The following is a 14,187-nucleotide window of genomic DNA, read 5'->3' as shown; positions in this document are numbered from 1 at the left end:
GCGATACTGTGCGGTTTCTAGACGGGCAGCGGCCACCTTATGACCTCACCTACGACGATGTGTTCGTGGTGCCGAACCACTCGGATGTCACCTCACGGTTCGATGTCGACCTGACGACCGCCGACGGCACCGGCACCACGATCCCGATCGTGGTGGCCAACATGACGGCGGTGGCGGGGCGACGGATGGCCGAGACCGTCGCTCGCCGTGGCGGAATCACCGTGCTGCCGCAGGACCTTCCGGTGGAAGCGGTCGCACAGACCGTCGAGTTCATCAAGAGCCGTGATCTGGTCTACGACACGCCTGTGACGCTGGCTCCGGACGATTCGGCGGGTGAGGCGGTCGCCCTGATCCACAAGCGCTCGCACGGGGCCGCGGTGGTGCTCAACGACGGCAAGCCACGTGGGCTCGTCACCGAGGCCGCATGTACCGGCATCGACAGGTTCACCCGCGTACGCGACATCGCAACCACCGACTTCGTCGCGGTACCCACGGGAACCGATCCGCGGGCGATCTTCGACCGCCTGGCCGAGGCTCACGTGCCGGTGGCGGTGCTGACGCGTCCGGACGGAACCATGGCGGGGATCCTCACCCGAACCGGGGCGATCCGGGCGGGTTTGTACACGCCGGCCGTGGACGCGAGCGGACGCCTCCGGGTTGCCGGTGCCGTCGGCATCAACGGCGATGTCCGTGCCAAGGCGACCGCCCTGGCGCAGGCCGGGGTGGATCTGCTGGTCATCGACACCGCACATGGACATCAGCAGAAGATGATCGAGGTGCTGGCGTCGGTCGCGGAACTGTCGCTGGGTGTGCCGATCGCGGCGGGCAATGTGGTGTCCGCCCAGGGCACCCGAGATCTGATCGCGGCCGGAGCCGACATCGTGAAGGTGGGCGTGGGCCCGGGCGCCATGTGCACCACTCGGATGATGACCGGGGTGGGTCGTCCGCAGTTGTCGGCTGTCATCGAATGTGCGGCGGCGGCAAGGGAACTCGGTGCTCATGTGTGGGCCGACGGCGGGGTTCGGCATCCCCGGGATGTCGCGCTGGCACTCGCCGCGGGTGCCGCCAACGTGATGATTGGTTCCTGGTTCGCGGGCACTCACGAATCACCCGGGGATCTGCAGCACTCGGCCAGCGGCCGGCGCTACAAGGACAGCTTCGGGATGGCGTCCAAACGCGCCGTGGCCGCCCGCACCGCCGGGGACAGCGCCTTTGACCAGGCCCGCAAAAGCCTCTTCGAAGAGGGCATCTCCACGTCGCGGATCGAATTGGACCCGCAACGGCCCGGTGTCGAGGACCTCATCGACCACATCATCTCGGGGGTGCGCAGCACCTGCACCTATGTCGGGGCACGCACGCTGGCCGAGCTGCACGAACGGGTGGTTCTGGGTGTCCAGTCCGCCGCCGGATTTGCCGAGGGACGCCCGCTTCCCGAAGGTTGGTGACCGTCCTCCCTGTTGGTTGAGTACCTGCGGGCCATCTGCACCGTTACCATGAGCCTCACGATGGTCACACCGTGTGATCACTCAACCTAAGGGGCCAGCCAGCGGTGACGCTCTTATTCACCGGGCTGAGCTTGCTTGCGTTCGTGGCGCTGACCGCGGGGACGGCACTGTTCGTGGCGGCCGAGTTCTCCCTGACCGCGCTGGAACGAAGCTCCATCGAGGCGCGAGCCAAGACCGGTGACGGCCGGGACAGGTTGGTCAAACGGGCACACAGCACGTTGTCATTCCAGCTGTCCGGTGCACAGCTCGGCATCACCATCACCACGCTTGTCACCGGGTATTTGGCCGAACCGGTGATCGCACGGCTGCTCACGCAGGCGATCGGATACACCGGGGTGGCTGTCAGCAGCGCCGTATCGCTGGCGCTGGCACTGATCCTCGCCACCTCGATATCGATGATTTTCGGTGAGCTCGTGCCCAAGAACTTCGCGCTGGCACGTCCCACCTGGACCTCACGCGCCACGGCGGGCCCCATGGTGCTGTTCTCGGCAGTGTTCGCCTTCGCGATCCGGGCATTGAATGGCATCGCCAACTGGGTGCTGCGACGCATGGGCATTGAACCCGCCGAAGAGCTGCGCTCGGCGCGCTCGCCCCAGGAGCTGGGTTCGTTGGTGCGTACCTCGGCCCGTAGCGGTGCACTGGATGAGACCACGGCGGTGCTGGTGGACCGCTCGTTGCGATTCGGGAGCCGTACCGCCGAGGAACTCATGACCCCGCGCACCGAGATCGAATCGCTCGAAGCGACGGACACCGTTGCCGACTTGGTCGCCATCGCCGTGGACACCGGCTTCTCACGGTTCCCGATCACCGAAGGCGACCTGGACGCGACGATCGGCATCGTGCACGTAAAGCAGATCTTCGAAGTGCCACGGGACCAGCGCGCCACGACCACGCTGGCCAGTTTGGCCCGGCCCGTCGCGGTAGTACCCTCCACCCTCGACGGCGATGCCGTGATGGAGCAGGTGCGGGCCAACGGCATGCAAACCGCGCTGGTGGTTGACGAGTACGGCGGCACCGCCGGGCTGGTGACGGTCGAGGACATGATCGAAGAGATCGTGGGTGATGTCCGGGACGAGCACGATGACGCCACCCCCGACGTGGTGTCCTCCGGCGGCGGCTGGGTGGTGTCGGGTCTGCTGCGGATCGACGAGGTAGCCGCCGCGACCGGCTACCGCGCCCCCGAAGGCGAGTACGAGACGATCGGCGGCCTGGTGCTGCAAGAGCTCGGTCACATCCCGACGGTCGGCGAGACCGTCGAGTTGTCCGCGGTGGTGCCGGACCATCCGTTCGCTGAGCTGCCCCGGTGGCGGGCCCGGGTGGCAAGCATGGATGGTCGCCGCATCGACCAGATCGAGCTTGTCGAGCTGACCGACGCCGACGGTCGGGGGGAATGACCACGATGGGCAGCGACATACTTGGCGTACTCCTCACCGCCGCACTGCTTTTGGCGAACGCTTTCTTCGTCGGGGCCGAGTTCGCCCTCATCTCCGCTCGCCGGGACCGCCTCGAGGCACTGGCGGAGGCGGGCAAGAAACGCGCCGTGACGGTGATGATGGCCGGCCAGAACTTGTCTCTGATGCTCGCCGGCGCCCAGCTCGGCATCACGATCTGTTCAATCCTGTTGGGCCGCATCGGAGAACCGGCCGTAGCGCATCTTCTGGAACGACCATTCGAGCTGCTGGGTGCGCCGCCTGCTCTCACGCACACCATCGCATTCGTCGTCTCACTGTCCATCGTGGTGCTGTTGCACGTGCTACTCGGCGAAATGGTGCCCAAGAACATCGCGATCGCGGGGCCAGAATCCGCGGCCATGTTGCTGATTCCGCCGTACCTGGTCTACATCCGGCTGGCACGGCCATTGATCGCCTTCTACAACTGGTGCGCCAACACCGCGTTGCGGCTGGTCAAGGTCCCGGTGAAGGACGAGCTCGAGGTCACCGTGTCCACCGTGGAGCTTTCCGAGATGATCGCGGAGTCGCTGTCCGAGGGGCTTCTCGACGAAGAGGAACACACCCGGTTGCGCCGCGCGCTACAGATCCAGCACCGGGTGGTCGCGGACGTGGTGGTGCCCGCTAACCAGATTCGGGCGATCGCGGTATCGGGTTCGGCGCAGGCGCCCTCGGTGACCGCCGTGGAGCGTGCGGTGGCGGAAACTGGTTACTCACGTTTTCCAGTTATCGGGCCCCACGGGGATTACCTCGGCTATCTGCACATAAAGGACGTCCTGACCATGGGTGACGATCCGGAGGCGATCGTCGACCCCGCGTTCATTCGACCGCTCCCACGTCTACACGGCTCGGTTCCACTGCCGGAAGCGCTCTCGACGCTACGGCGCAGCAACAGTCATCTGGCACTCATGTCGACCACCGACGGCAGCGTAGTGGGCCTCGTCACACTCGAGGATCTGGTGGAGGATCTCGTCGGCACTGTGCGTGACGGAACTCACCGCATATAGAGGGGTTTCGGGGTACATGGCTACCAGTGAGTAGGATCAATGTTCACCGAATCGCAAGAGCATCCGGTCCCAGACCCCCTAACAACACAGAGGAGTTGCGATGAGTGATCGCGTCGATGTGGGCAACCTTCGCGTGGCGCGGGTGCTGTACGACTTCATCACCAACGAGGCCCTTCCGGGCACCGGTGTGGATGCCGACGCTTTCTGGGCCGGGGTCGACAAAGTAGTCACCGATTTGGCTCCGCGGAACCGCGAGCTTCTCGACCGTCGGGACGACCTGCAAACTCAGATCGATCGCTGGCACCGGCAGCGTGCCATCGAGCCGCTGGACCAGTCGGCGTACCGGGAGTTCCTCACCGAGATCGGGTACCTGGTCCCCGAGCCCGAAGATTTCACCATCACCACCGCCAATGTGGACGACGAGATCACCACGACTGCCGGGCCGCAGCTGGTGGTTCCGATCCTGAACGCGCGCTTCGCGCTCAACGCCGCCAACGCGCGCTGGGGCTCCCTCTACGACGCGCTGTACGGCACCGATGTCATCTCCGAAGCCGATGGCGCCGAGAAAGAGGCCGTCGGCACAGGTGGGTACAACAAGATCCGCGGCGACAAGGTCATCGCCTACGCCCGCGACGTGCTCGACGGCGCGGCCCCGCTGGCGGGCGGCTCCTGGAAGGACGCCGTCGGCCTGAAGATCGACGACGGTCAGCTGCTCATCGAGCTGGGTGACGAGCTCTCGGTGGGTCTGCGGAACCCCGATCAGTTCGTCGGCTACACCGGCAAGCTGGGCAAGCCGCAATGGTCGGTGCTGCTCATCAACCATGGCCTGCACATCGAGGTCCTCATCGACCCCGACTCCCCCATCGGATCCACCGACAAGGCCGGCATCAAGGATGTCGTGCTGGAGTCGGCGATCACCACGATCATGGATTTCGAGGACTCCGTGGCTGCCGTGGACGCCGAAGACAAGGTGCTCGGGTACCGAAACTGGCTGGGACTCAACAGGGGCGATCTGTCCGAGGATGTTTCCAAGGGCGGCAAGACGTTCACCCGGGTGCTCAACGAGGACCGCGTGTTCAACGCCCCGGACGGCAAGGGCGAGCTGACCCTGCCGGGCCGCAGCTTGCTGTTCGTCCGCAACGTCGGCCATCTGATGACCAATGACGCCATCGTGGATGCCGCAGGCAACGAGATGCCTGAGGGCATCCAGGATGCGTTGTTCACCAGCCTGATCGCGATCCACGGTCTTCGTTCCGGCAAGAAGAACGGTCCGCTGAAGAACAGCCGCACCGGGTCCATCTACATCGTGAAGCCCAAGATGCACGGGCCCGAGGAAGTGGCCTTCACCGCCGAGCTGTTTGGCCGCGTCGAAGAGGTGCTCGGACTCCCGCACGCCACTCTCAAGGTCGGCATCATGGACGAGGAGCGTCGCACCACCGTCAACCTCAAGGCCGCCATCAAGGCCGCCTCGGATCGGGTGGTCTTCATCAACACCGGCTTCCTGGATCGCACCGGCGATGAGATCCACACCTCCATGGAAGCAGGCCCGATGTGCCGCAAGGCCGTCATGAAGTCGCAGCCGTGGATCCTGGCATACGAGGACCACAACGTCGACACCGGCCTGGGCGCCGGTCTGGCGGGTAAGGCGCAGATCGGTAAGGGCATGTGGGCCATGCCCGACCTGATGGCGGACATGGTTGCGCAGAAGATCGCGCAGCCCCGCGCGGGAGCCACCACCGCCTGGGTGCCGTCCCCCACTGCCGCGACGCTGCACGCGCTGCACTATCACCAGGTCGACGTCAAGGCTGTGGACCAGGAGCTCGCCGGTAAGCACCGCGCCGAACTGGAGTCCCTGCTCACCATTCCGTTGGCCGAGTCGCGTCATGACTGGACCGCGGAGGACATCCGCGAGGAAATCGACAACAACTGCCAGTCCATCCTGGGCTACGTGGTCCGCTGGATCGATCAGGGAGTCGGCTGTTCCAAGGTTCCGGACATCCACGACGTGGCGCTCATGGAAGACCGGGCAACCTTGCGTATCTCCAGCCAGCTGCTGGCCAACTGGTTGCGTCACGACGTCATCACCGACGCCGACGTGGTCGAGGGGCTCAAGCGGATGGCACCGGTCGTCGATCGGCAGAACGCCGGTGACAAGGACTACCGCCCGATGGCTCCGGACTTCGACAGCAACATCGCCTTCGAGGCCGCCAAGGAGCTGATCCTTGAGGGTAAGGATCAGCCGAACGGATACACCGAGCCGATCCTGCACCGGCGTCGCCGCGAGTACAAGGCCGCAACGGCCAAGTAGCGGACGGCTTGGCTGACGTGCCTGGACCTCGCCGAGGGTCGTTGCCGTCCCGGTCTGTTGAGTGTCGGTTTGGCTGCGGTTTGGTGTCGCGTGCCGTAGTTCACGGGGTCTGAGACAGTAGACTCGGGCCCACGCACAGCAGGGCTCTCATGCAGCCGCTGGACAAGTACTTAGACACGATCAGAAGGGTCGCGACAACACATGGGCAGGCACAGCGCATCTGGGTCAGGTAGCCCAAACGATCGCGACGACAACGATGGTTGGGGTGCTGACGCGGCGCCGGATTACGCATCGGGCTCCGGCCCTGAGAACTCCGGCTCCGAGTTCGACACGGGTAGCTGGCAGCGGTCGCATCGCAGCGGCGGCAGCAACTGGGGTGTCAGCAAGGGGCTGATCGGAGCCCTCGCGGCCGTACTGGTGGTTGCCGTGTCTATCGGACTGTGGTGGTACTTCGACCGGCGGACCACCGACAACCAGGCAGAGGCATCCGCTACCTGTGTGCACGGCGACAACGCCATCGCCGTGGTCGCCGACCCGTCGATCGCGGACCGCATCGGTGAGCTGTCCGAACGGTTCAACAAAAAGCACGAGGTGATCGGCGACTACTGCTTCACGGTGTCGGTGCGCCCGGCGGATACGACCAACGTGATCAAGGGGCTGACGGGTCAGTGGCCCGCCGAGCTCGGGGATCAGCCGGCCTTATGGATCCCGGGCAGCTCGATCTCCTCGGCACGTCTGAAGGCCGCCTCCAAGACAAACATCGTCAATGACAGCCGGTCGCTGGTCAGCACACCCGTGGTCATCGCGACGACACCGCGGCTGCGTCAGGCCATTCCCAACGACAAGAGCTGGGCGGATGTGCCTGCGCTGCAGAATGTTCCGAACTCGCTCGATGGGGTCGGTCTGCCCGGTTGGGGTTCGTTGCGGTTGGTGTTGCCGTCGAGCGGCAATGGCGATGCGGCGCAGCTCGCCGCCGAGGCGGTAGCCGCTGCCAGCGTTCGCCCTGGCGACTCGCCCGAGCTCGGCGCGGGCGCGGCCGCATCGTTGACCGCCGCGGCTCCCAAGCTTCCCGCGAACAATTTGTCCGACGCCATCGGCGCACTACTGGACGGCGGCGAACAACCCGGTGCCGCCGTGCACGCGGTGGTGACCACCGAACAGCAGCTCTATGCCCGTACTCGCAGCAACGGCGATGCCAAGAAGGTCATTGCCGCGTGGCAGCCTGCCGGGGCGACGCCGATCGCCGACTACCCCACCGTTCAACTCGACGGGCCGTGGCTCTCCGAGGAACAGCACACCGCGGCAAGCCAATTCGCGCGTTTCCTGGGCGACAAGGACCAGCTCAAGGATTTGGCGGCCGCTGGTTTCCGTGCCGAGGGCGCGGACCTGCCCAGCAGCGATGTGGTGAGTTTCACGAAGATCGACAAGCCGCTGAGCATCGAGGACAAGGTCCGGGTCGCGCTCGCCGATGGCACCTCAACGGGCGCCGGGGCCACCACGATCATGCTGGATTCCTCGTTGTCTTCCGAAGCGGTGAAGCTGTCCGATGTGACCGGGGCGCTTGCCAACCGCGTACGCGCCCTTGCCCCGAGCTCGGGAGTCGGGCTGTGGACGTATGACGGACGGGAAGGCAACACCGTGGTACGGCTGGGTACCGCCTCCGACGACGTCGAGGGCGTGCCCAGATCGCAGAGTGTCGCCGACGCGTTGACGGCGCTGCAGCCGACCTCCAACGGCGCGGTGGCGTTCACCACGTTACGCAACGTCTACCAGGAAGCGGTCAATAGCTTCCGCCCCAACCAGGTCAACTCGGTGCTGATCGTGGCAGGCCGCTCCCATACCGATCAGAGCCTGGACAGTGCCGGCCTCATAGACACGATCAACCGTCAGAAAGATCCGGCGCGGCCGGTTCGGATCAACGTGATCGACTTCGGTAACGACTCCGATCAGCAGACCTGGCAGGCGTTAGCTCAGCAGACCGGCGGCGCCTACCAGAACCTGGCGACCTCGAACAGCCCCGAGCTGGCCGGAGCCATCACCCGCTTCGTGTCTTAACGTCATCCCTGGCGAGCAGGCCCCCGCCGTGGCGGGGGCCTGCTTCGCTAGAAATCGCTACTGGGCGAAGGCCTCGATCGGTGGGCAGGAGCACACCAGGTTGCGGTCACCGTACGCACCATCGATCCGGCGCACCGGTGGCCACACCTTGGGGCGGAAGCCCTTCCCCAGCGGATATGCGGCTTCGGACCGGCTGTAGGGGTGGTGCCACTCGTCGGCAGTGAGGGATTCGGCGGTGTGCGGCGCCCCGCGCAGCGGGTTGTCCTCCACCGGCCACAGCCCGGAGCCGACCTTGTCGATCTCGGCCTTAATCGCGATCATCGCCTCGCAGAAGGCGTCCACCTCGGCCAGGCTCTCACTTTCGGTGGGCTCCACCATGAGTGTGCCGGCCACCGGGAAGCTCATCGTTGGCGCGTGGAAACCGTAGTCGGCCAGGCGCTTAGCCACATCGTCGACGGTAACGCCGGTGTTCTTGGTGATCTCCCGCAGGTCCAGGATGCACTCGTGGGCCACCATGCCGTTATCGCCGGTGTAGAGCACCGGGTAGTACTCGTCGAGGCGGCGCGCCAGGTAGTTGGCCGAGGCGATCGCCGTGAGCGATGCGGCCCGCAGGCCGTCGGGCCCCATCATCCTGATGTAGGCCCAGGTGATCGGCAGGATCGATGCCGAACCGTAGGGCGCCGCCGAAACCGGCGGGCCAGAGGGCAGTTCCGCGGCGTACGGGTGTCCCGGCAGGTACTGCGCGAGGTGGCTGCGCACCGCGACAGGGCCGACACCTGGCCCGCCGCCGCCGTGCGGGATGCAGAACGTCTTGTGCAGGTTCAGATGACTCACATCACCGCCGAAGTGCCCGGGGCGGGCAAGTCCGACAAGGGCATTCAGGTTCGCACCGTCCACGTACACCTGTCCCCCGGCATCGTGCACGGCCGCGCAGATGTCGGCGATGTCGTGCTCGTAGACACCGTGGGTGGACGGGTAGGTGATCATGATCGCCGAGAGCGCGCTGGCATTCGCCGCGATCTTGGTGCGAAGGTCGTCCAGGTCTACGTCGCCGTTCTCGCGGCAGGCCACCACGACGACCCGCATGCCGGCCAGCGCGGCCGAGGCGGCGTTGGTGCCGTGGGCACTCGACGGGATCAGGCAGACGTCGCGGGCGCTCTCGCCGCGGTCGATGTGGTACTGCCGGATGGCCAGCAGACCCGCGTATTCGCCCTGGGATCCCGCATTGGGTTGCAAGCTCACGCTGTCATAGCCGGTGATATCGGCCAGCCAGCCCTCGAGGTCGGCGATCAGCGTGCGCAGGCCGCGGGAGTCACTTGCCGGGGCGAATGGGTGTTGTGCGGCGAACTGCGGCCAGGTGATGGGTTCCATCTCGGCGGCGGCGTTGAGTTTCATGGTGCACGAACCGAGCGGAATCATGCTGCGGTCCAACGCAATATCCTTGTCGGATAGGGCACGCAGGTAGCGCATCATCTCGGTTTCGCTGTGGTAGCGGTTGAACGCCGGGTGCGTCAGGTAATCGGAGGCGCGGGACGCGATGTCCGAGGTGTCGGATGTTCCGCCACCGAAATCGGTTCCGAACGCCCGCAGCACCGAGACCAGGTGCGGCAGCGTGGTCGCCTCATCGCAGGCGATCGAGACGTGGTCGCCGTCGGGACTCCAGATGTTGACACCCTCGGCCTTGGCGGCGGCCTGGATCTCGATGGCTTTGCCGGGAACGTGCACCAAAACGGTGTCGAAGAACTGGTCGTGCACCACGGTATGGCCACCACGAGTCAGACCGGAGGCCAACAGCTGTGCGTTGCGGTGCACCCGGGTGGCGATGGCGCGCAAGCCTTCCGGGCCGTGGTAGCTCGCGTACATGGCGGCCATCACGGCCAGCAGCACCTGCGCGGTACAGATATTGCTGGTGGCCTTGTCACGGCGGATGTGCTGTTCGCGGGTCTGCAACGAGAGCCGGTAGGCGGGTGCGCCATCGGCATCCACCGACACTCCGACGAGGCGTCCGGGCAGCTGCCGGGCATGGGCGGTGTGCACGGCCAGGTAACCGGCGTGCGGTCCACCGAATCCCATCGGCACGCCGAAGCGTTGCGTGGTGCCGAAGGCGACGTCGGCACCGATGTCGCCGGGCGGGGCGATCAGGGTCAGGGCCAGCAAGTCGGCGCCCACCGCTACCAGTGCGCCGCGCTGATGCGCCTCGGAGACGAGCGCCGACCAGTCGCGTACCACTCCGGAGGCACCGGGCAGCTGCACGATGACTCCGAAGAACTCGCCATCAGGCAATCCCTGGGCGAGATCGGCGGTCACCACCTCGATGCCGAGTGGTTGAGCGCGGGTGTCGATCACGGCGGCAGTCTGCGCGTACACATCGGCGTCGACGATCAGACGGTTGGACTTGGACTTCACGGCGCGGTGCATCAGTGTCATCGCCTCGGCGGCGGCGGTGCCCTCGTCGAGCATCGAGGCATTCGCGATGTCCAGGCCGGTGAGCTCGGAGACCATGGTCTGGAAGTTCAGCAGCGCTTCCAGGCGCCCCTGACTGATCTCCGGCTGGTACGGCGTGTAGGCCGTGTACCAGGCCGGATTCTCCAGGATATGCCGACGCAGCACGGGCGGGGTGAGCGTGTCGAAGTAGCCCTGCCCGATCATCGATACGGCAATCGTGTTGTGGCTGGCCAGTTTCCGCAGCGCATCGAGAGCTTCGTGCTCGGATGCCGCTGCCGGGAGCGCGGCCAGGCCGGTGGCCAGGCCGCCGTGCAGCTCATCCAGGATGCTGGCCGGAACCGCCTTCTCGGCGAGCTCGTCGAGGCTGGCCACACCGATGGTGGCGAGCATGGTGTCGATATCGGCGGCGGTGGGACCGATATGGCGATCGGCGAAAGACATGACACTCCCGAAGGGCCGAGTCGCGCGGCGGGCACACGACAGCATCTCCCCTCCCTCTGTCATCGACCCGGTGCGGGCGCCTGAGAGATTCGGTCGTCTCACCGGGCTGATACCCGGACGAGAGCCTTTCCCCGTCGGCGGGTGATCCGCTCACAAGATCGGATCACCGCTTTTCAGAGGCATCGGGGCCGAGAGCGGTTCGGGGGCCTGAGAGATTGACGGAGAGGTGTTGCTCCTTCGGCGGCCATGACTGGCGGTCATGACACTCTCCCGCCCACGGGCGATGCCTGACCAGCTTACGCGAGTTAACCCACGGGTCCAGACAGCCGAGTCGGTAGGGACGAATCAGCCGATCTTGCGGGCACGATCCTTGCGGCGGGAGGCCAGCTCGTCCTCGGGCGCCTCGATGGTCTCGCCACCGTCGGCGCGCTCCCCCGGGAACTCGGCGATGGCACCGGTCAGTTCGCGCATGGCACCGCTGACCGCGATGCCGAACACACCTTGTCCGCCCTGGAGCAGGTCGACGACCTCTTCGGCCGACGTGCATTCGTAGACGGTGGTGCCATCGGAGAACAGTGTGATGTTGGCGAGATCCTCGACTCCGCGCTGACGCAGGTGTTCGACGGCAACCCGGATGTTCTGCAGCGAAATCCCGGTGTCCAGCAGACGCTTGACGATCTTGAGAACCAGGATGTCCTTGAACGAGTACAGGCGCTGACTGCCGGAACCGGCGGCGCCCCGGATCGAGGGAACCACGAGCGAGGTGCGGGCCCAGTAGTCCAGCTGGCGGTAGGTGATGCCAGCAACCTGGCAGGCACTGGGTCCGCGGTAGCCGACGAGTTGGTCGGGAACGGAGTCATCCGGGAAAAGACCCGGCTGGACAGGCCCGGTAGACGCGGAGTCGACGGAACCGTTGGCGCCGTTGTCCAATGTCATCTCCAGCTGCCCCTGCTGCGGCTCTTCAACCACTTCTGCTCCCTCTCGCGATCGCTTCTCCGGCTACCGTCCTGTGGTTCTCAGTTCGCCGGTAGTGCGTTCGTCCAAGCACGAATCCTCCGAGCATACGCCCTTTGCGCTGCCCCGTGCCGGCCGCTGAGTCAAATTATGGCCCCCGTGAAATCACGGTCAATGCGACGCGCCCGGGCCGTGACTGTAAAGGTCAGGTTGAGACTTACTCGTTACTTAAGGCCCTGTTACGGGCCTTCGGTGGCCTTGAAGTCGTCGGGCGACACGCTGTCGAGGAACTCCTTGAACTTCTCCACCTCGTCTTCTCGCAGCGCTCCGCCGGAATCCTCATCGTCCTCGTCGGGAATGATCAAGCCTGCCTCGGCCAGCACGGCTTCCTCGACGTAGATCGGAACTCCCACGCGTAGCGCGATTGCCACCGAATCCGATGGGCGCGCTGACACCCGGATGTCGCTGTCGAAAACCAGGTCCGCGTAGAACGTCCCCTCCTGAAGATCCACGATCCGCACCTCCTTGAGCGAATGCCCAAGGGCGGCAATGAGATCACGGATCAGGTCATGGGTGAGTGGCCGCGCCGGTTCTACCCCCTGTTGCTCCAGGGCGATGGCCGCGGCCTCGGACTGACCGATCCATATCGGCAGGTAACGATCGCCGGCAGACTCCCGCAGCAACAACACCGGCTGGTTCTGGGGCTGTTCCACGCGGATTCCCACGACTCGAACTTCGCTCATCGTGCCTCCAACACCAGTACTTCTGTCGTACCGCGAGTCTAGTCCTCAGCGATCGAGGACGCCGCGCACCGCGGACTTGATCATCGCGCCGTGGAGCGCGATCGACAACGCCGCCACCTCCCGGATCAGGTCATCGGCGCGGTCGCGGGCTCCTGCCTTATTGGCTTTGACGGTTGGGCCCACAATTTGGGCGATGAGATCGGTCTCTCGATCGACCGCGGAGCGGAACGTGCGCAGATGCCGCGGCTCAACGCCGTAATCGGCCAGCTCAGCGGCGCACTGAACGATCAGGACCGTGTACTCGTCGAAGAAACCGCCCGGGCCTGCAGTGATGATCCCCGCCTTGATGAGCGAGGTCAGCAGCACCTCGTCCGCACCGGAACGCGACAGCAGGTCCTCACGGCTGAGCCGCGTGGGACGGGTAGATGGGATTCCTTGACGGGCAACACTGTTGGTGCTGTCGCCATCGGTGATGGCAAAGAGACGAGGGCCGCCGGTGAAACCCGCCACATCGGGCAGCGCACCGTCGGGCTGCGCGTCAAGCTGCTCCTTGATCACCTTCAGCGGCAGGTAGTGGTCACGCTGCGCGGTGAGGATGAACCGGAGCCGCTCGGCGTCATAGGCCGAAAACCGGCGATACCCCGACGCGCTACGCGACGGGGTAACCAGTCCCTCTGATTCGAGGAATCGAATCTTCGAGATCGTGACGTCCGGAAACTCCGGACGCAACAGGTCGAGTACCGACCCGATCGACATTCCGGTGAGAGCCGGCCGGTCGGGAGCTGTCACTGGCCACCCGGGGCGGTGTCATCGCCTGCCGACTTCGGCCCGGTCAGGAAGACCAGACGGAACTTTCCGATCTGCACTTCGTCGCCGTTGGCGAGCACCGCTGAATCCACCGGCTCGCGGTTGACATAGGTGCCGTTGAGGCTGCCCACGTCGACTACCTGGAATTCATCACTGTCAAGCCGGAATTCAGCGTGACGACGGCTCACCGTGACGTCATCGAGAAAAATGTCGCTGTCGGGGTGCCGTCCGGCCGACGTGGTTGCTTGATCGAGCAGAAAGCGCGATCCCGCGTTGGGTCCACGCTTGACCACCAACAGAGCCGAACCGGCGGGCAATCCCTCGACACCCGACACATCGTTACCGGCCTGCGCGGGCGCTTCCAGCTCGGTGGCGAAATCGGCGCGGAACACCGAGGTCGTCTCCGCGGTGACCTCGCCTGACGTGTCGTCCTTGTCGTTATCGGTCACCATCGCTCCTTCTTCCTCGCCCCTG

At 65.5% G+C, this 14,187-nt stretch carries 10 protein-coding genes and 1 riboswitch; of the genes, 5 read left to right on the top strand and 5 right to left on the bottom strand.

Features of this window, described 5'->3' with window-relative positions; genetic code table 11:
- Positions 1-8: 8 nt before the first annotated feature.
- From BB28_RS11805 to BB28_RS11785, 5 genes are all read left to right on the top strand, one after another.
- On the top strand, positions 9-1,445 hold the full coding sequence (locus BB28_RS11805) for a GuaB1 family IMP dehydrogenase-related protein (RefSeq protein ID WP_046253654.1): 1,437 nt from the start codon (positions 9-11) through the stop codon (positions 1,443-1,445).
- A gap of 104 nt (positions 1,446-1,549) precedes the next feature.
- Complete coding sequence (locus tag BB28_RS11800; protein ID WP_046253653.1) at positions 1,550-2,899, top strand: hemolysin family protein; 1,350 nt, start codon at positions 1,550-1,552, stop codon at positions 2,897-2,899.
- Positions 2,900-2,904: 5 nt separating this feature from the next.
- Complete coding sequence (locus BB28_RS11795; protein WP_030097963.1) at positions 2,905-3,960, top strand: hemolysin family protein; 1,056 nt, start codon at positions 2,905-2,907, stop codon at positions 3,958-3,960.
- A 100-nt stretch (positions 3,961-4,060) separates the two neighbouring features.
- Entirely contained in the window at positions 4,061-6,268 is a 2,208-nt protein-coding gene (locus BB28_RS11790) for a malate synthase G (protein WP_046253652.1), read from the top strand.
- Between the two features lie 201 nt (positions 6,269-6,469).
- Positions 6,470-8,323: a vWA domain-containing protein gene (locus BB28_RS11785; RefSeq protein WP_046253651.1), complete on the top strand. Its 1,854-nt coding sequence runs from the start codon at positions 6,470-6,472 to the stop codon at positions 8,321-8,323.
- A 57-nt stretch (positions 8,324-8,380) separates the two neighbouring features.
- Here BB28_RS11785 and gcvP read toward each other — a convergent pair whose 3' ends face one another.
- The 5 genes from gcvP to garA all read right to left on the bottom strand — a co-directional run bounded on the left by gcvP (position 8,381) and on the right by garA (position 14,165).
- Positions 8,381-11,209 carry an aminomethyl-transferring glycine dehydrogenase gene (gcvP, locus tag BB28_RS11780; protein WP_046253650.1) on the bottom strand — a complete coding sequence of 943 codons (2,829 nt, stop codon included), beginning with the start codon at positions 11,207-11,209 and terminating at the stop codon, positions 8,381-8,383.
- A 185-nt stretch (positions 11,210-11,394) separates the two neighbouring features.
- A riboswitch (glycine riboswitch) is annotated at positions 11,395-11,492 on the bottom strand.
- Between the two features lie 62 nt (positions 11,493-11,554).
- Positions 11,555-12,178, bottom strand: a complete 624-nt coding sequence (locus BB28_RS11775; protein WP_046253649.1) for a MerR family transcriptional regulator — start codon at positions 12,176-12,178, stop codon at positions 11,555-11,557.
- Between the two features lie 224 nt (positions 12,179-12,402).
- Positions 12,403-12,906: a bifunctional nuclease family protein gene (locus BB28_RS11770; protein WP_030097968.1), complete on the bottom strand. Its 504-nt coding sequence runs from the start codon at positions 12,904-12,906 to the stop codon at positions 12,403-12,405.
- Between the two features lie 45 nt (positions 12,907-12,951).
- Entirely contained in the window at positions 12,952-13,695 is a 744-nt protein-coding gene (gene ftsR / locus BB28_RS11765; RefSeq protein WP_064393459.1) for a transcriptional regulator FtsR, read from the bottom strand.
- Entirely contained in the window at positions 13,692-14,165 is a 474-nt protein-coding gene (gene garA / locus BB28_RS11760; protein WP_030097970.1) for a glycogen accumulation regulator GarA, read from the bottom strand. The genes ftsR and garA overlap by 4 nt, the downstream gene beginning before the upstream one ends.
- Between the last annotated feature and the right edge of the window lie 22 nt (positions 14,166-14,187).

The organism is Mycobacteroides chelonae CCUG 47445, assembly GCF_001632805.1.
In the GTDB taxonomy this organism is placed as follows: Bacteria; Actinomycetota; Actinomycetes; order Mycobacteriales; family Mycobacteriaceae; genus Mycobacterium; species Mycobacterium chelonae.
Note: the sequence above shows the minus strand (reverse complement) of the source record. Positions and strands in the feature narration are given on the sequence as shown.

Bases quoted from the DNA above. Each gene is read 5' to 3' on its own strand.
- gcvP (WP_046253650.1), bottom strand. From the start codon at position 11,209: ATGTCTTTCGCCGATCGCCATATCGGTCCCACCGCCGCCGATATCGAC.
- BB28_RS11790 (WP_046253652.1), top strand. From the start codon at position 4,061: ATGAGTGATCGCGTCGATGTGGGCAACCTTCGCGTGGCGCGGGTGCTG.
- BB28_RS11785 (WP_046253651.1), top strand. From the start codon at position 6,470: ATGGGCAGGCACAGCGCATCTGGGTCAGGTAGCCCAAACGATCGCGAC.
- BB28_RS11770 (WP_030097968.1), bottom strand. From the start codon at position 12,906: ATGAGCGAAGTTCGAGTCGTGGGAATCCGCGTGGAACAGCCCCAGAAC.
- BB28_RS11795 (WP_030097963.1), top strand. From the start codon at position 2,905: ATGGGCAGCGACATACTTGGCGTACTCCTCACCGCCGCACTGCTTTTG.
- garA (WP_030097970.1), bottom strand. From the start codon at position 14,165: ATGGTGACCGATAACGACAAGGACGACACGTCAGGCGAGGTCACCGCG.